Origin of the sequence: Tardiphaga alba, assembly GCF_018279705.1 — a bacterium.
GTDB lineage: Bacteria > Pseudomonadota > Alphaproteobacteria > Rhizobiales > Xanthobacteraceae > Tardiphaga > Tardiphaga alba.
In genome coordinates this window covers 288,675-306,750 of sequence record NZ_CP036498.1, presented here as the reverse complement: position 1 = coordinate 306,750, position 18,076 = coordinate 288,675, and the positions used below count along the sequence as shown (strand labels likewise).

Sequence of the window (18,076 nt, the reverse complement as noted above, 5' to 3'; positions counted from 1 at the left end):
GCAACCTCTGGCGACCGCTTTGCATGGAGGTGCAAAAACGGGCCGGCAGGATGCCTTCGCAAATGATGCGTATTGTCAGCTTGGTATCCGGGACCAGAAAAGAGCGTATCGCAGCTCGAGACCGGGAGCGGGCGCTCCTCCAATGACGGCTGCGGTTTCGCCTTGATGCCCCTCGGAAAGAGAGATCGATCAGACCCGCTGCCGGCCCGCTCGGACGGCCTCGACAATGTCGATGGCGGCCCGGACGCCGCCTTCTATATCCAAATTGGAATTATCCAGCAAGTATGCATCTTCTGCAGGCTTTAAAGGCGCCACAGGGCGGTTCTGGTCGCGCTCGTCGCGCTTGAGGATGTCGGCCAGGACTAGCGCCTCATCCGCCGCCTCGCCGCGCCCCTTGGCCTCCAGCGTGCGCCGGCGGGCGCGGACGACGGGATCGGCCACGACATAGATCTTCACGTCGGCATCCGGGCAGATCACGGTTCCGATGTCGCGGCCGTCGAGCACGGCGCCGGGCGGTTCCTCAGCGAAATGGCGCTGGAAGTTGAGCAGGGCTTCGCGGACACGCGGGAAGGCTGAAACGATGGAGGCAGCGTCGCCGGCCTGCTGGGTCTTGAGCGCCGGGTTCCCGAAATGCTCGGGATCGAGGCTCTCGGCGGCATGCACGGCCTCGATCTCGTTGTTGAGATCGATCCCGCGCTCGATCAGCGCAAAACCGACCGCGCGATAAAGCACGCCGGTATCGAGATGACGGTAGCCATAATGCTTCGCCAGGCGCTTGCCGAGCGTGCCTTTTCCAGATGCGGCGGGTCCGTCGATGGCGATGATCATGTCGAAGTGGAACTTTCGTGTGTCAGCTCAGAACGGGCGCGCCGCAGCGGGCGCTCCTCGGTGAAGATGTTGCGGGACGCGAATTCGGCCGGGCTCGCGAAGGTGAGGTATTCGCGCATGGCATCGGTCGAACCGGTTGCCGTGAACCAAGGCTCGTCCAACCGACGCGACGGTCCGGATGCCCAGCTCGGCACCTGTCCGAGGCGATACTGCTTGGCGAGATATTCCGCAATCGCTCCTGCCAATGCGTCAAGCTTCGGGTCGCGGCCGAGCGCCGGCTCATCCGCCAGACTGGCGTAACGCGCATCACTGGTCGTAGCGAGATCGAAATGATCGACGAACTCGGCCAATGCGACGTCCTGTGCCGTTCCGGATCGAATCCGATCGACCGCCTCAGCGAGGGTATTTGGGCGCATCGCTCTTTCCTTCGCGGCTCATGTTTTTCAGCAAGAAGCGCTGCTTTTCCGACGAGGCAGCACTGATCGGAAAATACTTCGCCAGCAATGCGATCGCCTGATCGGCTGCTTCGATGCCGACGACATCCATCAAATTCAAAATGTCGAGGCGTTCTGTATCGCCGCGCAGAACGTCGGTTACCCGCATCGCTTTCAATTTCAATGCCAACAGATATTCAGCCGTCGGAACCGAGACAGCAAGTCCGGGCGCTGAGCCGCCACGCGGAAAAGTCCCGAATTCGAGATGATCGCCAGCATGGGTCGCCAGCGAGCTGAGATGAAACGCAACACCTTCATTCAGCCAATCACGGGACCAGCCGCGTTGAACGGCAATTCGCTCCGCCACCGCGAGCAGCCAATCCGGCCAGACTTTACCAATCTCCGCGATATCGACGTCTTCCGTCGCGAAGCGAAAATTGCTCGCCAGCATTAATGCCGAGCCGCCATACACAGCGATCTGCAGCTTCGTTCCGGCCGCGACCGCTGCCCGCCCAATCTCGTCGAAGGCGTCCAGCAAGGCATCGCGGTCGAAGCCTGTCGTCATGGCGTTACGCGAAATCCGCGCCCAGACGGCGCATCATCGGGATGAAATCGGGGAAGCTGGTGGCGATGAAGGTCGTGTCGTCGATGGTGACGGGCGCGTCCGACGCGCAGCCCATGACGAGGGCCGACATGGCGATGCGGTGATCCATGTGGGTGGATACCGTGCCGCCGCCGGGCACTTTGCCGGTGCCGTGGACGATCAGATCATCGCCGACGATCTCGGCCTTGACGCCATTGACGCGGATCATCGCGGCGGTGGCCTCCAGGCGATCGGATTCCTTGACGCGCAATTCCTGCAACCCGCGCATGATCGTGGTGCCTTCTGCGAAAGACGCGGCCACTGCCAACACCAGATATTCGTCGATCATCGACGGCGCACGTTCCGGCGGCACTTCGACGCCCTTCAACTTCGACGTCTTGACGCGGAATTTGGCCATGGGCTCGCCGGCATCGCCGCGAATGTCCAGCTCTTCGATATCCGCTCCCATCTCGCGCAGCGTCGTGAACAGGCCGGTGCGGAGCGGATTAGTCATCACGTCGGTCAGCTCGATCTCCGAGCCCGGGGTGATCAGCGCCGCCACCATCGGGAAAGCGGCGGAGGACGGATCAGCCGGCACCACGACATCGGCGCCCTTCAGTTCGGGCTGGCCTGTGAGCGTGATCTTGCGGCCATGGGCGCCTTCCTTCTCGGAGACGATCTCGGCGCCGAAATGTTTGAGCATCAGCTCGGTATGGTCACGGCTGGCCTCGGTCTCGATCACCGTGGTGGTACCGGGAGCCGACAGGCCGGCCAGCAGCACGGCTGACTTGATCTGCGCGGAGGCCACCGGCGTCTTGTAGACGATCGGGAGGGGATCGCGGGCGCCCTGCAGGGTCAGCGGCAGCCGGCCGCCCTCCTGGCTGGCAATGACCTTGGCGCCCATCAGCTCCAAGGGATCGACGATGCGGCGCATCGGGCGGCTGCGCAGCGAGGCGTCGCCGTCGAAGGTCACGGTAATCGGACAGCCGGCGACGGCGCCCATCACCAGCCGAGAGCCGGTTCCGGCATTGCCAAAATCCAGTGGCGCCTTCGGCTCGGCGAAGCCCGCCACGCCTACGCCATTGACCTTCCAAGCGAAATCACCCGTCCGCGCGACCTTGGCGCCGAGCGCCTGCATGGCTTTGCCGGTATTCAGCACATCCTCGCCTTCGAGCAGGCCGGTGATCCGGGTTTCGCCGACGGCCAGCGCGCCGAGAATGAGGGCGCGATGCGAAATCGACTTGTCGCCGGGCACACGCGCAGAGCCGTGCAAAGCGCCTGATTTGCGCGATGTGAGAGGCGTCTGCCGGGCTTTGGACGTGTCTTGGGACGTGTCTGGATGGCTCAAAATACTGTTCCCTTGCGCAAGCGGGCTCGTAGCATACGGGCCACGACGCGTCACGCGCCCGTCATTCACGTGCAAAGCGCTATTGACATGCGCGTCTCAACTAGCCAAGTGAAGCACCGTTTTTCAAGAAATCCCCAGGACACCTGCACGTGGCCAAATCCGACCTCGGAACCAAACGCATTTGCCCAACCACGGGCAAGAAGTTCTACGACCTCAACAAGACGCCGGTGATTTCGCCTTATACCGGTGAGGTGGTGCCGATCGCTCCGATTGCGCCGACCCGTGGCCGCGCTGCAGAGCGCGCCTCGGCCGCGAATGCGACGGACGAGAACGAGACCAACGAGAACGAGGAAATGGTGTCCCTCGAGGAGGCCGATGCCGAAGAGACCACCGGCAAGAAGGCTGCCATCCTCGAATCCGAAGACGACATCGAAGCCGACGATTCGGTCGATGATGATGATGACGATTCGACCTTCATCCCCGACGAAGACGAAGGTGATGACGATGTGACCGACATCATCGGCGATCATTCGAACGATGAAGAAGGTTAAGTGACAAGAACCTGACAACAGGACTTGTGATCTGCCCGAACATGTGGTTTGGGTTTGCCCGCGACGCCGCACCCAGTGCGTCGCAGGTTTCGGGGCCATAGCTCAGCTGGGAGAGCGCTTGCATGGCATGCAAGAGGTCGGCGGTTCGATCCCGCCTGGCTCCACCATCCTTCGCTCGCTTCGCGAGCTTCGGCTCGGCAAGCCAATCTCCACACCATCGGACGCGAAGCGAGCGAAGGATGTCACGCTGAAGCCCGCAGGGCGTAAGCGGGCCTCGGCGGTTCAATGTCCGATTCTCGCTCCCGCGCTCCACGCTATCGAGTAAGCTCTTCCCAACAGTCGATGTTCTTCTAGCGCCTGTGGGCGCACGCTGATGAAGTACGTCTACATTCTCGAAAGCCTCGATCTCGCGCACCATTACATCGGCATTGCCGATGATTTGCGGGGACGGCTCAGCAAGCACAATGCCGGCGAGGTGCCGCATACGTCGAAATATCGACCGTGGCGAATCAAGACATACATCGCATTCGATGACGCCAAGCGAGCTTTTGCTTTCGAGCGATACTTGAAGTCTGGCTCCGGCCGCGCCTTCGCAAAGAAGCGCCTTTAGCCGCTGCCTATTCGCCCAGCGCCTTGTTCAATCGATCCCTGAGCGCGACGATCTCGTCCTTCATCGCCACCATCTCTTCCACCGTGCAATCTGCGGCGCGGAGGATCCCCTGAGGCACAGCGTTGGCCTTGTCCCGCAGCGCCTTGCCCTGCGGTGTGAGGGTCACGATCACCGTGCGCTCGTCCTTTTCACCGCGGGTGCGTTTCACGAGGCCTGCTGTCTCCAGCCGCTTCAGCAACGGCGTCAGCGTGCCCGAATCGAGGAACAGCTTCTCGCCGATCTCCTTCACCGGCACGTTGTCGCGCTCCCACAGCACCAGCATCGCCAGGTATTGCGGATAGGTCAGCCCGAGCTTGTCCAGCAATGGCTTGTAGACACGGTTGAATGCATGGCCTGCGGAATAGACCGCAAAGCAAATCTGATTATCGAGCTGCAGGAGGCCTGCCGGGGCCGGTTTCTTCGCCATCATCATCTCCTGAGCCCATCTGGCCACGCGGCGCCAGCCCCGCCAAGCCCGCTCACGATCTGTTGAGCACAATATAATCGCGCGCCTGCGCTTTTGCATTGCGCACAATCTAATTGTACACCATTATTCATCGCATCAACAACGACGCGCAAGCGCCCAACCGAAGGAGACCACCATGTCCGTGAACGTTCTCTACAAGACCAGCGCCAAGGCAACCGGCGGCCGCGACGGCCGCGCTACCACCACCGACGGCTCGCTCGACGTCAAGCTCGTCACCCCGAAGGAACTCGGCGGCGCCGGCGGCGAAGGCAACAATCCCGAGCAGCTGTTCGCCATGGGCTATTCGGCTTGCTTCATCGGCGCGATGAAGTTCGTGGGCTCGCAGGGCGGCCCGAAGGTGCCGGCAGATGTGTCGGTGACGGCGACTGTGGGTATCGGCCCGCGCTCGGCCGGCGGCTTCGGCCTCGATGTGGAGCTCGCGATCTCGTTGCCCGGCCTCGATCGCACTGAGGCAGAAGCGCTGGTCGAGAAGGCGCACCAGGTCTGCCCGTATTCGAATGCCACGCGCGGGAATATCGAGGTGCGGTCGGTCATTTTGTGAGGCGGTAGCCGCAAATGCTGCTGTCATCGCCCGGCTTGACCGGGCGATCCAGTAGACACCGGCGCAGCTGATCGAACGCATAGACCTGTGTTTACTGGATCCCCGCTTTCGCGGGGATGACAGGCGGAGTTGCGTTCGCACTCACGATCATAGCGGCTGCGCGCACACGCCCATTGCCGCATGCACTGATCCCCGGTACCCCTGACAGCCTTCACGATGCTCTCTGGCATAAGAACAACGACACTCAAGAGAAGGCTGATTGAATGAGCTTACCCGTAGCCCCCGGCGCGATTGCCGGCCTGCGCGTGATCGATCTGTCGCGTGTGCTCGGTGGTCCCTACTGCACGCAGATCCTGGGCGACCACGGCGCTGATATCGTCAAGGTCGAACCACCGGCTGGTGATGAGACCCGCGACTGGGGCCCCCCGTTCCACGACGAGGACGCAGCCTATTTCGTCGGCGCCAACCGCAACAAGCGCTCCATCGGCCTCGACCTCGCATCCGAGGGCGGACGCGCGGTGCTGATGCGCATGCTCGACGATGCCGACGTGATGATCGAGAACTTCAAGCCCGGCACGCTCGACAAATGGGGCATCGGCAACGACTTTTTGCGCGAGAAATTCCCGCAATTGATCCATTGCCGCATCTCCGGCTTCGGCGCCGATGGCCCGCATGGCGGCCATCCCGGCTATGACGCCATCATCCAGTCGATGGTCGGCCTGATGGCCTCCACCGGCTCGCAGGACTCAGGCCCGACGCGTATCGGCGTCGCGCTGGTGGACATGTGCACCGGCCTTTATGCCTGTGTCGGCATCCTGATGGCGCTGCAGGAGCGTGCGAAATCCGGCCTCGGGCAGTTCGTGGAAGCGACGCTGTATGAGACCGGCCTCGCGATCATGCATCCGCATACGTCGAACTACTTCTACAATGGCGGCAAGCCGCCCGCCCTCACCGGCAACGAGCATCCGAACCTGGTGCCCTATGCCGTGTTCAAGGCGCGCGACGGCAACATTTTCATGGGCGTCGGCAATGACGGCACCTTCCGAAAACTGTGCCGCGAACTCGGCAAGCCCGACCTCGGAACCGACGAACGCTTTGCGCGCAACCGCGACCGCGTCGTGAATCGCGATGCGTTGCGGGCTGAGCTCGAAGCGATCCTGTCGCAGCATGACTCTGCACCCTTGTGCGAACGCCTGCTCGGCGCCGGCCTTCCCGCTGGTCCCGTGCAATCGATCGACAAGGCGCTTGCCAATGCGCACACAAAACATCGCGGCGATGTCATCGAGAAGGACTGGTACAAGGGCGTTGCCTCACCGGTCCGTTTTGATCGCACCAAAGCAAGCCTGCGTCGCGTGCCGCCAAAGTTCAACGAGCATTTTGACGAGATCCTCACCGAGTTCGGTTACTCGGCGGACGAGATCAAGGACCTCGTTGCGAAGGGCACTGTGAGCGGTTCCGAACGCAAGCGCTAACAAATCCGCGGGGCTGCGTGATCCGCAGCCCCGCCTCTCTCCGACTTTTTGCGGCTTCCCAACGCTGCCCTTTCCCGCCTAGCATCCGCCCTGTCAAAATGTCGCATGCACGTCATCCGGCGCAGCTCTGTTGCGGTAAGACGATGACAGCACCCGGGAGAAACTGAATGAACCGCCATTTCGCGCTCGCTACCTTGTTCGCCTCGACCCTGGCTTTTGCTGCGCCCGCACAGGCGGTGACCGAGATCCAGTGGTGGCACGCGATGAGCGGCGGCAATAATGACATCGTCAACAAACTCGCCGCCGACTTCAACGCCTCGCAGAGCGACTACAAGGTGGTACCGACCTTCAAGGGCGCCTATCCCGATACGATGAATGCCGGCATCGCCGCCTTCCGCGCTGGCACCTCGCCGCATATCCTGCAGGTGTTCGAAGTCGGCACCGCGACCATGATGAGCGCCAAGGGCGCCATCAAGCCGGTCTATCAATTGATGAAGGATGCCGGCGAGCCGTTCGATCCGAATGCCTATCTGCCGGCGATCACCGGTTACTATTCGACATCGAAGGGCGAGATGCTGTCCTTTCCGTTCAACTCGTCGTCGATGGTGATGTGGGTCAATCTCGATGCGCTGAAGAAAGCAGACATCGCCGAGATTCCTAAGACCTGGCCTGAGGTGTTCGACAGCGCCAAGAAGCTCAAGGCGGCCGGCTACACCACCTGCGGCTTCTCCAATGCTTGGGCGACCTGGGCCAATATCGAGCAGTTCTCCGCCTGGCATAATGTGCCGATCGGCAGCAAGGCCAACGGGCTCGACGGTTTCGACACCGTGCTGCAGTTCAACACGCCGCTGCATGTAAAACATCTGCAGACGCTGACCGAGCTGGTGAAGGACAAGACTTACGACTATTCCGGCCGCGCCAATGCCAGCGAAGCGCGCTTCGGCTCCGGCGAGTGCCCGCTGTTCCTGACCTCGTCGGGCTATTACGCCACCGCCAAGAGCACCGCGAAGTTCGCCTTCACCTCGGCGCCGATGCCGTATTACCCGGAGGCGAAGGGCGCACCGCAGAACTCGATCATCGGCGGCGCCTCCCTATGGGTGATGGGTGGCAAGAAGCCGGATGAATACAAGGGCGTCGCAAAATTCTTCGCGTTCCTCTCGGACACCGATCGCCAGGCCAAGCTGCATCAGGAATCCGGCTATCTGCCGATCACCAAGGCGGCCTATGAGAAGACCAAAGCATCGGGCTTCTACGAGAAGAACCCGACGCTGGAGACGCCGCTGAAGGAACTGACCAACAAGGAGCCGACGGAGAATTCCCGCGGTCTTCGCTTCGGCAATATGGTGCAGCTGCGCGATATCTGGTCGGAAGAGATCGAGGCGGCGCTGGGCGGTCAGAAGACGGCACAGCAGGCACTCGATGCCGCGGTCACGCGTGGCAATGCGATGCTGCGGACGTTTGAGAAAACGGTGAAGTAAACTCCTCTGTCATCGCCCGGCCGTGCGCGCAATTGCGCGCTAGGACCGGGCGATCCAGTAGACACTGACGTCCGTGTTTACTGGATCACCCGCTTTCGCGGGTGATGACAAATAGAGTGGCGACTGGGGGCACGACACCACATGGAAAAAACCGCGATCTTCGGTAACAAGGCGCTGCCCTATGCGCTGCTGCTGCCGCAACTCGTCATCACGTTGGTGTTCTTCTACTGGCCGGCCAGCCAGGCCGTCTGGCAAAGCTTTCTGCGCGAAGATGCGTTCGGGCTGAACTCCGATTTCGTCGGGCTGGAGAACTACCAGGCGCTGTTCGCCCAACCCGAATACTACAAGTCGATGATCACCACGCTGGTGTTCTCGTCGCTGGTGGCGGCGCTCTCACTGGCCATCGCGCTGCTCTTCGCAACACAGGCCGACAAGAATCTGAAAGCCGCACCTGTCTTCAAAGTGATGATGATCTGGCCCTATGCGGTGGCGCCCGCGGTGGCTGGCGTGCTGTGGCTGTTCATGTTTCACCCGACGCTCGGCACGCTGGCGCGGCCGATGCGGGTGCTCGGCTTCAACTGGAATCCGCTGCTCGACGGCAATCACGCCATGGCGCTGATCGTGATGGCCGCGGTGTGGAAACAGATCGCGTATAATTTCCTGTTCTTCCTCGCAGGCCTGCAGTCGATCCCGCGCAGCGTGCTCGAAGCCGGCGCCATCGACGGCGCTGGACCATTGCGCCGCTTCTGGACCATCACCTTCCCGCTGCTGTCGCCGACCACCTTCTTCTTGCTGGTCGTCAATGTCGTCTACGTGTTCTTCGATACATTCGGCATCATCGACGCAGTGACCGGTGGCGGCCCCGCTGGGTCGACGACCACCATGGTCTACAAGGTCTATGCCGATGGCCGTCTCGGCGGCGATCTCGGCGGTTCTGCGGCGCAATCCGTGGTGCTGATGGTGATCGTCATCGCTCTCACCGCGATCCAGTTCCGCTATGTCGAACGCAAGGTGCAATACTGATGGTCGAGCACCGCCGCTGGAACGACATCGTTGCCTATCTCATTCTGACGCTCGGCGTGCTGCTGGTCGTATTCCCCGTCTATGTCGCGCTGATCGCCTCGACCCATGACGCGGCCACCGTGGTCAATGGTAACATGCCGATGACGCCGGGCAGCCACACCTGGGAGAACTATTATCGCGCCATTTTCGTCGGCGGATCGCGCGCGAGCCGCGAGCCGGTCGGGCATATGCTGATCAATTCCTTCATCATGGCAATGGGAATTGCGCTCGGAAAAATCTTCATCTCGATTCTGTCCGCCTATGCCGTGGTGTATTTCCGCTTCCCGTTCCGCATGGCCGCGTTCTGGATCATCTTCATCACGCTGATGCTCCCGGTCGAGGTGCGCATCTATCCCACCTACAAGGTGATCGCCGATCTGAAGATGCTGGATAGCTATGCCGGCCTGATCCTGCCGCTGATCGCATCGGCCACCGGCACGCTGCTGTTCCGGCAATTCTTCATGACGATCCCTGACGAATTACTGGAAGCCTCGCGCATCGATGGCGCAGGTCCCTATCGCTTCTTCAAGGATACGCTGCTGCCGCTGTCGGTGACCACGATGGCGGCGCTGTTCGTGATCCAGTTTATCTATGGCTGGAACCAGTATCTGTGGCCGCTGCTGATCACCACGCAGGATTCCATGCAGACCATCGTCACCGGCATCAAGAAGATGCTGACGACGACGGACGAACTCGCGGAGTGGCAGCTGGCCATGGCGACGGCGATTCTGGCCATGCTGCCGCCGGTGGCGGTGGTGATCTTCATGCAGCGGCTGTTCGTGCGCGGCCTGGTCGAGACGGAGAAATAGCATGGCCAGCGTGACGCTGCGTGACGTACGCAAAACCTATCCCGGCGGCTTCGAAGCCATCAAGGGAATCGATTTTGCGATTGCCGACGGCCAGTTCTGCGTGCTGGTCGGTCCCTCCGGCTGCGGCAAGTCCACGCTGCTGCGCATGGTGGCAGGGCTGGAAACGGTAACATCCGGCGATGTCGATATCGGCGGCCGGGTCGTCAACCAGGTCGAGCCCGCGGATCGCGACATCGCGATGGTGTTCCAGAACTATGCGCTCTATCCGCATATGACCGTCTACAACAACATGGCCTATGGGCTGCGCAATCGCGGCATGGCGAAAGACGAGATCGACACGCGCGTGCGCGAAGCCGCGCAGACGCTCGAACTCGCCACCATGCTCGACCGCAAGCCGCGGCAGCTGTCCGGCGGCCAGCGCCAGCGCGTCGCCATGGGCCGCGCCATCGTGCGGCAGCCAAAAGTGTTCCTGTTCGATGAGCCGCTGTCCAATCTCGACGCCAAGCTGCGCGTCGCGATGCGCGTTGAAATTCGCAAATTGCAACGACGGCTGAAGACGACCTCGATCTACGTGACCCATGACCAGCTCGAGGCGATGACGCTGGCAGACATCCTCGTCGTCATGAACGGCGGGGTGGTCGAGCAGATCGGCAGCCCGCTGGACATCTACAGCAAGCCGAAGACGACATTCGTCGCCTCCTTCATCGGCGCGCCGCCGATGAACCTGATCAAGCTGCGCGACGATGCCCTCAGCACCGCTGTGGCGGGCACCGGCGCCGGCATTCTCGGCGTCCGGCCCGAAGACCTCGTGCTTGCCGATGCCGCGCCGGAGGGCGGCATTGCGCTCGACCTGACCGTGGAAACCATCGAGCGCGTCGGTGCCGAAACCTATGTCTACGGCTCCCGCGCGGGCCGCGAGGCGGCGGTCAGCGCCACGCCGGGTGAGTTGCCGGAGGGGGAGATGATCGTCCGCATCCCCGGCCTGGACGCCCCCGCGATCGGCGCCCATATCCGCGCCGTGGCGCCACGAGAGAAACTGCACCTGTTCTCGGCCGACGGCCGGACGCGGATCGAAAACTGATCCATCTCAAGGTGTTGGCAACGTCTACCGTGCAATCCGCAGGTGCTTGAACCCGACCCGGTGATCCCCATATCCTTGGCAGACCGGTTGGCACAGTGCTGATCGGCCAGGGGCGCCGTAAGGGCCCCTCAAAGTCGCTTCGAGAGGGCTTTGTACCGATGTCTCGTGTTCCTTCGTTGTCCAGTCCGTTCCTTTTGGGGTTCGACGAGATCGAGCGTGCGCTCGACCGCGTCGTCAAAGGTGCCGACGGCTATCCTCCCTACAATATCGAGCGGTGTGATCGTGAGAACGGTCATCCCGAAAAGCTGCGGATCACGCTGGCAGTCGCCGGCTTTACCCGCGAGCAACTCGATGTGACCACCGAGGAAAACCAGCTCGTCATCCGTGGCCGCCAGCAGGACGACAAGACCCGGCAATACATCCATCGCGGCATCGCCGCGCGCCACTTCCAGCGCACATTCGTGCTGGCGGAGGGGATGCTGGTGCTGGGTGCGGATCTGAAGAACGGGTTGTTGTCGATCGATCTCGCCAGGCCTGAGCCTGAGCGGGTGATTAAGACAATCGCTATCAATGAGCACGAATAATTGCAGGACCCGGAAAACTGGAATTCAGGTTTTTCGGTCAGGTGCTGCAAAAGAACGGAACTTGTAGCGGACTCGACCGCTTGAATCAGTTGAGGAGTCGAGACGATGACTGAAGTTGAAATTGCTGCCGTTAAGAATCCCGTCGTAACCACTGAAGCGTTGGCACATCTGGGCGAAGGTATGATCGCCTATGTGAAGCCCGTGCGCTCGGAAGACGTGCCCGGCCTGTTCCCGCAGGCGCCGGAAATCGCGCCCGGCCTACAGCTGTTCGCATTGCACGCCGCCGACGGCACACCGATCATGCTCACCGACAGCCGCGAAGCGGCGATCGCGAATGCGTGGAGCCAGGAATTGCAGGCCGTCAGCGTCCACTGACGCTGGCGGACACTTGCCACAGCAATTTGAGATACGCGGGCTCAATGCCTGCGCATCTCAAAGCGCCGCGACCGGAACGAACGCACAATCCGGTATTTATTTAACCGGCTGTCAACGGCGCGGGCTAATCATCCTCACATCTGATTCGGCCAGTCGGCCGACATCGAAAACTTTTATCCCCCATCACATTCGATCTGAACATTGGCTGCGATGCCTTGATCGCTGCTGATCGCATCGTGCTGCCCGCCGAAGCGAATGGTGACCACGCATTCACCATGACCTGAGAAAGTTTGGTCATGACAAGATTCGAGGTCGCCATGACTGGATCGACACAAGCGCAGATTATTCAGGTCGAAGACCTGCTCCATCACTTCCATACGGCGCATGCGAACGACAATGTCGCGCCTGCCACAGCGCGCCGCTTCGATGGACGCCCCCTCGTTGCCGCGTGTCTTGCCTTCTTTGTTTTCGCGCCGGGGTGCGCAGCAGCCGCCGTGTTTCTGATGCGCAATGACAGCGTCGTTCCGCCGCTGATGGCGCCGGATAGCAATCCACCTCAAGTGTCGAAGTCGGACCGCCTTCCGCTCGAACAATGGAGCAGCGAGGCCGTCGATAATCTTCCACCCAAAAACGACATGCGCATCGCCGCAGCGATCATCTCCGAAGATCCGAAGTTTCTCGAGCCCATACTGATTCGCGGCAGCCTCGAGGACACGATCACCCGCTTGATCGATACGGCCAATGATCAGACGGCCATCGAGCCGGCCATCACAGAAGAACCGGTCGCGGCATCCACGAAACCGCGCGCCAAACGACAGGCGCGCCGCACACCACCTGTTCGCGTGGCAGAAGCCCCGCCGACACCAGAGCTTCCAGAACCAAACTTCTTCGAAAAACTCTTCGGGACGCGTTTCAACTAATTCTGCCAACCATCCAAACAAGCGAGCATAAAAATGCAAAACACTGCAGCGATGAACTCGGACGTCAAAGCCCTTCTCACTCTCCTGGCGCTCAAGACCGGCACCAGCTCGCCGGAGATCCACCATGCACTGCAGCTCGCGGCCGCGTCGCGCGTGATGATGGCGGAAGAACATGCAAACCCTGCGCGCGGAACGGCCGATGCCACTGCGAGCAATGTCGCCAGGTTGCGCCCAAGTGCGAACAATGTGCCGGAGACGTCGGCTTCGGTGCGACGCATGAAGCAAAGCGCGGAAGCCATGAACTCCGACATCAAGGCGTTGATCACGCTGATGCTGCTGAAGAATGGCGCAGACGCCAATGAAATTCAGACCGCATTGCGCATGGCCGCGGGATCGCGCGCCGCCGCAGCGGCGGAAGAAGCCGAAGCGCTGCGCGCCGACAACCTGCACAGCGACGACAATCCCGAAATGGTCGCCGAACTCGCATCGCTCGCTGGCGGACGTCAGGCGTCGCGCGGTGAGAAAGAATTCGCGGCTTGAGTTGACGTCAGCGACGAAGGGCTGGGGCTGTAGCCCGGATGGAGCTCAGCGTAATCCGGGGACCGGCAGATTGCTGAAACTGTTGTTCCCGGATTTCGCTACGCTCCATCCGGGCTACAACTAAGCCGCCGTCGCAGGCGGCAGCGCCAGAACCGAATAGATCGCCTGCGCATCGCGCGAGGCACGGAGCTTCTTGGCGACGTCCTGATCGCGCAGCAGGCGGGCAATGCGCGCCAGCGCCTTTAGATGATCGGCCCCGGCACCTTCCGGCGCCAGCAGCAGGAACACGAGATCGACCGGCTGGCCATCCATGGCTTCGAAATCGATCGGACGCTCGAGGCGCGCAAACAGACCGAACAAACGATCGAGCTTCGGGAGTTTGCCGTGCGGGATCGCGACGCCGTAACCCACTGCCGTCGTGCCGAGCTTCTCGCGCTGGAGCAGCACTTCGAAGATGGCGCGATCACCCTGCCCGGTCAGCGCAGACGCGCGCGTCGCAAGCTCCTGCAGAGCCTGCTTCTTGCTATTAACTTTCAACGCCGGGAGGATCGCCTCGGGCGCTACCAGATCGGTAATTGTCATTGACCGTTCCGAGGAAAATTGACCGTCCGCGGTGAGTTTGGACCAAGACCGGCAGCGTCAAGAAATACTGGAAGTGGATATCGTTCCCGGTGACAGGTCACGCACCCGGCGCGAACGCCTGAGCCTTATCCTAGCACCGGAAATCCCCATGCGAAATCCGTTGACGGTATAACCCGTCAAAGGCGGCGGACCATATGCACGGCCCGTCAGGGCGTCAATGGCATCAGGACGGTTTAATCACCGGCGGATCGACCCAACCGACATTCCCGTCGGTCCTGCGATAGACGATGTTCACCCGCCCGTTACTGCCATGCTGGAATACCACCACCGCCGCGCCCGTGAAGTCGAGTTCCTCGACAGCCTGGCTCACCGAAAACCGCTTCAGCGATTTGGTGGATTCCGCAATGATGACGGGCTCGTAGCCATTGGCCACTTCGTCTTCGTGATCGGGCGCCTCGATAATGTAGCTCGGCGCATCCAGCGTCGGCGTTGTGAGTTCGGCGATGGCGACGGCTTCCGCATGCGCCTTGCGCGCAGAGCGATCCTTCAGCCGGCTCTTGTAGCGGCGCAGGCGCTTCTCGATCTGTAGCAAGGCCTGATCGGCGCTCGCATAGGCATCGGTGGCGTTGGACTCTGCTTCGAGGGTGATTCCGGAATCGAGATGCAATGCGCAATCCGTACGAAAACCAAAACCGTCTTTGCTCAATGTGATGTGACCGGAATAGTTGCCGTCAAAATATTTGCGCAGCACTTCATCGGTTCGTTCGGTTACACGACCGCGAAGCGCGTCGCCAACACTGATGCTTTTACCCGAGATGCGAAGAGTCATGACTGATACCTCGATTCTAACCTAGCAGAACCAACAGTATCCCGTTTCTACGGGAGTGCAATCAAGCTGGTGCAGTGTCGCGGGATTTGTCGGATGGATTTGACGACGCCTTGAGAGCATTTCCGAGCATGCTCTGCTTGTCGCGACGGCGCTGCACCGACGACGGAATCCGCATAGCTTCGCGGTATTTCGCCACGGTACGACGGGCAATATCAATGCCCGCTTCGCGCAAACGTTCCACGATCGTATCGTCAGAAAGTATCTGAGAGGGGCTCTCGTTATCAATCAACTGCTTGATGTGATGCCGCACGGCCTCTGCCGAATGCGCTTCGCCGCCATCGGCCGACGCGATCGACGCGGTAAAGAAGTATTTCAATTCAAAAATGCCGCGATTGGTCGCCATGTATTTATTGGCGGTGACGCGCGACACCGTTGATTCATGCATCTGGATCGCGTCGGCAACAGCCTTCAGGTTCAGGGGACGCAGATGCGCTACGCCCTGAGTGAAGAAGCCGTCCTGCTGACGGACGATTTCCGTTGATACTTTGAGAATGGTACGCGCGCGTTGATCCAGCGCACGGACGAGCCATGTCGCATTCTGCAGGCAATCGGAAAAATACGACTTGTCGCCATCCTTGCGGATGGTTTTCGACAGTTGGGAATAATAGGTCTGGTTCACGAGAACGCGCGGCAGTGTGTCGCTGTTGAGCTCGACATGCCAGCCACCGTCAGGCCCCGGCCGCACATAGACATCCGGCACCACGGTCTGTGCACGCGACGCGCCGAATTTCTGACCGGGCTTCGGATCGAGTCTTCGGATTTCACCGATCATGTCGGTGAGGTCTTCATCATCGACGCCGCAGATCTTGCGCAGGCTGACCACGTCGCGCTTCGCAAGCAGATCGAGATTCTCGACCAGCGCCTGCATCGCAGGATCGTAACGATTCTGTTCGCGCAGCTGGATCGCCAGACACTCACTTAGATTGCGCGCGCATACGCCCGGCGGATCGAATGTCTGCAGGGTACCGAGCACCACGGCAACTTCGTCGGCGGATGCGCCGAGCTTGTCGCCGACATCGCCGAGATCGGCCGGCAGATAACCGGCTTCATCGACGAGATCGATCAGGTACTGACCGATCATGCGATGCGCTGGCGCGGTGAAGGCAACGGCAAGCTGCTCGGCAAGGTGATCGCCGAGCGTCACTTCTGCGGCGACGAATGCTTCGAGATTGTAGTCGTCGTCATTGGACGCGCCACCGCCCCACTCTGTGTAAGCGGTCGGCGCTGCATCCTGCGCGTTGCGTGCAGCAGCTTCTGCAGGCTCTTCCGAGAACACATTGTCGAGACCGGTGTCGAAGGTCTGTTCGATATCGGCGCGCGAGCCGAGATCGTTGTTGATCCAGTCTTCGGGAGCCGGCGCATCGAAGCGGCTTTCGCCTCCGCGATCGGCGAAATCGGACGCGTCGCCAGTCTCGGAAGATGAGCCGTAGTCGTCGGAACGTTCGTATTCGGTGCGCTCGGCGCTCTGCTCGCCGGCCACCGGCGGTTCCGGCCCGTCGCTGGCGCGGTCTAGCAGCGGATTACGCTCCAGCTCTTCCTCGACAAAGGTCGATAAATCGAGATTCGACAGCTGCAGAAGCTTGATCGCCTGCATCAGCTGCGGCGTCATCACCAGCGACTGGGTCTGCCGAAATTCGAGTCTCTGCGTCAGCGCCATCGCAGTAAAAAACCGATCCGAGAAAAAACGGCCGAAAATTGGTCCGTTTCTTGCTTAGACCTTTCAGGGCGTGATGTACACGTCTTGACGAACGCGAAATTTGAATAAAGGGCTTTTTGGTTGACGCGTTTTCTTGACGCGAACCGGTCAGACTTCGCTTGAAAACGCTTTAAAGGCGGAATTCCTCGCCAAGGTAAAGACGGCGCACGTCTGGGTCCGCGACGATCTGCTCGGGCGAGCCTTCGGTCAGGATCTCGCCGGCATAGACGATATAGGCGCGGTCGGTGAGGCCCAGCGTTTCACGCACATTATGGTCCGTGATCAAAACGCCGATCCCGCGATTGGTTAGATGGCGCACCAGGTCCTGAATGTCGCCGACAGCAATTGGGTCGATGCCGGCAAACGGTTCGTCGAGCAACATGTAGTTCGGCCGTGTGGCCAGGGCCCGCGCGATTTCGACGCGACGGCGCTCACCGCCCGACAGCGCAATCGATGGCGACTTGCGTAGTTTGGTGACGTTGAATTCCTCGAGCAGCGCATCGAGTTCATATTCACGCTTCTTGCGGCTGGGCTCGATGACCTCGAGCACCGCACGAATATTCTGCTCGACGGTGAGACCGCGAAAAATCGAGGCTTCCTGCGGCAGATAGCCAATGCCGAGGCGCGCCCGCTGATACATCGGCAGCTGCGTGACGTCGTGGCCATCGAGCTCGATGGTGCCGCTATCGGCCTTGATCAGGCCGGTGATCATATAGAACACCGTGGTCTTGCCGGCGCCGTTGGGGCCGAGCAGACCGACGGCCTCGCCGCGGCGGACATAGATGCTGACGCCGCGTACGACCTGGCGCGAACCGTAGCTTTTCTTCACGCCATGAATGGCGAGATAGCCCGATCGCTGCTGGCGCGGCGCTACAGGCGCAGCCGCACGTCGCCGCGGCGGCGGCACATCCGGGCGCGCGGCTGGGGGCTGCACAGGCTGACGCGGTGCTTCGGCACGCGGTTGCGGTATCAGGGGAGGGGCCGACCGCTCGGCCGGGGATGCATCGCGCATGGGCTGGCCAACCAGCCCGCCCATGTCATCGCCGACTGCCGTAATATCGACAGGCGCCCGCGCAAACCCCTGCGGGCTACGTTTCGGCGCGCGCCGACGGAACATGCCGAGGAAATCCACCATACGCGCTTCGATCAGCTTTCAACGGTCGTCGT

Annotated in this window: 22 protein-coding genes and 1 tRNA gene; 13 read left to right on the top strand and 10 right to left on the bottom strand. The window is 61.2% G+C overall.

Annotated elements, in window-relative coordinates:
• Nucleotides 1-189: 189 nt before the first annotated feature.
• Genes cmk through aroA form a run of 4 tightly spaced genes read right to left on the bottom strand, consistent with a single transcriptional unit; the run spans nucleotide 190 to nucleotide 3,193 of the window.
• Entirely contained in the window at nucleotides 190-828 is a 639-nt protein-coding gene (gene cmk / locus RPMA_RS01520; RefSeq protein WP_211911178.1) for a (d)CMP kinase, read from the bottom strand.
• A complete protein-coding gene (locus tag RPMA_RS01515) occupies nucleotides 825-1,244 on the bottom strand; it encodes a hypothetical protein (protein ID WP_211911177.1) in 420 nt (139 codons plus the stop codon). Before RPMA_RS01515 ends, cmk begins: the two co-directional genes overlap by 4 nt.
• The gene (locus tag RPMA_RS01510) at nucleotides 1,222-1,827 is read right to left on the bottom strand and encodes a hypothetical protein (RefSeq protein ID WP_211911176.1); all 606 of its coding nucleotides are present in this window, start codon (nucleotides 1,825-1,827) and stop codon (nucleotides 1,222-1,224) included. The genes RPMA_RS01515 and RPMA_RS01510 overlap by 23 nt, the downstream gene beginning before the upstream one ends.
• A gap of 4 nt (nucleotides 1,828-1,831) precedes the next feature.
• On the bottom strand, nucleotides 1,832-3,193 hold the full coding sequence (aroA, locus tag RPMA_RS01505) for a 3-phosphoshikimate 1-carboxyvinyltransferase (protein WP_211911175.1): 1,362 nt from the start codon (nucleotides 3,191-3,193) through the stop codon (nucleotides 1,832-1,834).
• Nucleotides 3,194-3,342: 149 nt separating this feature from the next.
• On the opposite strand from aroA, the gene RPMA_RS01500 reads away from it, so the two are divergent.
• The 3 genes from RPMA_RS01500 to RPMA_RS01490 all read left to right on the top strand — a co-directional run bounded on the left by RPMA_RS01500 (nucleotide 3,343) and on the right by RPMA_RS01490 (nucleotide 4,354).
• Complete coding sequence (locus RPMA_RS01500) at nucleotides 3,343-3,744, top strand: TIGR02300 family protein (protein WP_211911174.1); 402 nt, start codon at nucleotides 3,343-3,345, stop codon at nucleotides 3,742-3,744.
• A gap of 91 nt (nucleotides 3,745-3,835) precedes the next feature.
• A tRNA-Ala gene (locus tag RPMA_RS01495) sits at nucleotides 3,836-3,911 on the top strand.
• Nucleotides 3,912-4,117: 206 nt separating this feature from the next.
• Nucleotides 4,118-4,354 (top strand): GIY-YIG nuclease family protein, encoded by a 237-nt coding sequence (locus RPMA_RS01490; protein ID WP_211911173.1) that lies wholly within the window; start codon nucleotides 4,118-4,120, stop codon nucleotides 4,352-4,354.
• Nucleotides 4,355-4,361: 7 nt separating this feature from the next.
• On the opposite strand, the gene RPMA_RS01485 is transcribed toward RPMA_RS01490, so the two are convergent.
• On the bottom strand, nucleotides 4,362-4,820 hold the full coding sequence (locus RPMA_RS01485) for a MarR family winged helix-turn-helix transcriptional regulator (RefSeq protein ID WP_211911172.1): 459 nt from the start codon (nucleotides 4,818-4,820) through the stop codon (nucleotides 4,362-4,364).
• 175 nt (nucleotides 4,821-4,995) lie between these two features.
• Between RPMA_RS01485 and RPMA_RS01480 the strand changes: the two genes are divergently transcribed.
• The 8 genes from RPMA_RS01480 (at nucleotide 4,996) to RPMA_RS01445 (ending at nucleotide 12,282) form a co-directional block, all read left to right on the top strand.
• A complete protein-coding gene (locus RPMA_RS01480) occupies nucleotides 4,996-5,421 on the top strand; it encodes an organic hydroperoxide resistance protein (RefSeq protein ID WP_211911171.1) in 426 nt (141 codons plus the stop codon).
• A 263-nt stretch (nucleotides 5,422-5,684) separates the two neighbouring features.
• Complete coding sequence (locus RPMA_RS01475; protein ID WP_211911170.1) at nucleotides 5,685-6,893, top strand: CaiB/BaiF CoA transferase family protein; 1,209 nt, start codon at nucleotides 5,685-5,687, stop codon at nucleotides 6,891-6,893.
• A gap of 167 nt (nucleotides 6,894-7,060) precedes the next feature.
• On the top strand, nucleotides 7,061-8,371 hold the full coding sequence (gene ugpB / locus RPMA_RS01470; protein WP_211911169.1) for a sn-glycerol-3-phosphate ABC transporter substrate-binding protein UgpB: 1,311 nt from the start codon (nucleotides 7,061-7,063) through the stop codon (nucleotides 8,369-8,371).
• Nucleotides 8,372-8,512: 141 nt separating this feature from the next.
• The gene (gene ugpA, locus RPMA_RS01465) at nucleotides 8,513-9,394 is read left to right on the top strand and encodes a sn-glycerol-3-phosphate ABC transporter permease UgpA (RefSeq protein ID WP_211911168.1); all 882 of its coding nucleotides are present in this window, start codon (nucleotides 8,513-8,515) and stop codon (nucleotides 9,392-9,394) included.
• Nucleotides 9,394-10,242, top strand: coding sequence for a sn-glycerol-3-phosphate ABC transporter permease UgpE (gene ugpE / locus RPMA_RS01460; protein ID WP_211911167.1), 849 nt, complete (start codon nucleotides 9,394-9,396; stop codon nucleotides 10,240-10,242). Before ugpA ends, ugpE begins: the two co-directional genes overlap by 1 nt.
• Before the next feature lies 1 nt (nucleotide 10,243).
• Nucleotides 10,244-11,323, top strand: a complete 1,080-nt coding sequence (locus RPMA_RS01455; RefSeq protein ID WP_211911166.1) for a sn-glycerol-3-phosphate import ATP-binding protein UgpC — start codon at nucleotides 10,244-10,246, stop codon at nucleotides 11,321-11,323.
• Nucleotides 11,324-11,481: 158 nt separating this feature from the next.
• Nucleotides 11,482-11,907: an Hsp20 family protein gene (locus tag RPMA_RS01450; RefSeq protein ID WP_211913379.1), complete on the top strand. Its 426-nt coding sequence runs from the start codon at nucleotides 11,482-11,484 to the stop codon at nucleotides 11,905-11,907.
• A 105-nt stretch (nucleotides 11,908-12,012) separates the two neighbouring features.
• Nucleotides 12,013-12,282: a BQ00720 family protein gene (locus tag RPMA_RS01445; protein ID WP_211911165.1), complete on the top strand. Its 270-nt coding sequence runs from the start codon at nucleotides 12,013-12,015 to the stop codon at nucleotides 12,280-12,282.
• Between the two features lie 173 nt (nucleotides 12,283-12,455).
• Here the strand turns inward: RPMA_RS01445 and RPMA_RS01440 are convergent, their stop codons facing one another.
• Nucleotides 12,456-12,668 (bottom strand): hypothetical protein, encoded by a 213-nt coding sequence (locus RPMA_RS01440; protein ID WP_211911164.1) that lies wholly within the window; start codon nucleotides 12,666-12,668, stop codon nucleotides 12,456-12,458.
• Between the two features lie 117 nt (nucleotides 12,669-12,785).
• Here RPMA_RS01440 and RPMA_RS01435 point away from each other — a divergent pair, with 117 nt between their 5' ends.
• A complete protein-coding gene (locus RPMA_RS01435; RefSeq protein WP_211911163.1) occupies nucleotides 12,786-13,202 on the top strand; it encodes a hypothetical protein in 417 nt (138 codons plus the stop codon).
• A gap of 33 nt (nucleotides 13,203-13,235) precedes the next feature.
• Nucleotides 13,236-13,742, top strand: coding sequence for a hypothetical protein (locus RPMA_RS01430; RefSeq protein ID WP_211911162.1), 507 nt, complete (start codon nucleotides 13,236-13,238; stop codon nucleotides 13,740-13,742).
• Nucleotides 13,743-13,862: 120 nt separating this feature from the next.
• Here the strand turns inward: RPMA_RS01430 and ptsN are convergent, their stop codons facing one another.
• From ptsN to lptB, 4 genes are all read right to left on the bottom strand, one after another.
• Complete coding sequence (gene ptsN / locus RPMA_RS01425) at nucleotides 13,863-14,324, bottom strand: PTS IIA-like nitrogen regulatory protein PtsN (protein ID WP_211911161.1); 462 nt, start codon at nucleotides 14,322-14,324, stop codon at nucleotides 13,863-13,865.
• A 223-nt stretch (nucleotides 14,325-14,547) separates the two neighbouring features.
• Nucleotides 14,548-15,153 carry a ribosome hibernation-promoting factor, HPF/YfiA family gene (gene hpf, locus RPMA_RS01420; protein ID WP_211911160.1) on the bottom strand — a complete coding sequence of 202 codons (606 nt, stop codon included), beginning with the start codon at nucleotides 15,151-15,153 and terminating at the stop codon, nucleotides 14,548-14,550.
• Nucleotides 15,154-15,214: 61 nt separating this feature from the next.
• On the bottom strand, nucleotides 15,215-16,870 hold the full coding sequence (gene rpoN / locus RPMA_RS01415; RefSeq protein WP_211911159.1) for an RNA polymerase factor sigma-54: 1,656 nt from the start codon (nucleotides 16,868-16,870) through the stop codon (nucleotides 15,215-15,217).
• 169 nt (nucleotides 16,871-17,039) lie between these two features.
• A complete protein-coding gene (lptB, locus tag RPMA_RS01410; protein WP_211911158.1) occupies nucleotides 17,040-18,044 on the bottom strand; it encodes an LPS export ABC transporter ATP-binding protein in 1,005 nt (334 codons plus the stop codon).
• Between the last annotated feature and the right edge of the window lie 32 nt (nucleotides 18,045-18,076).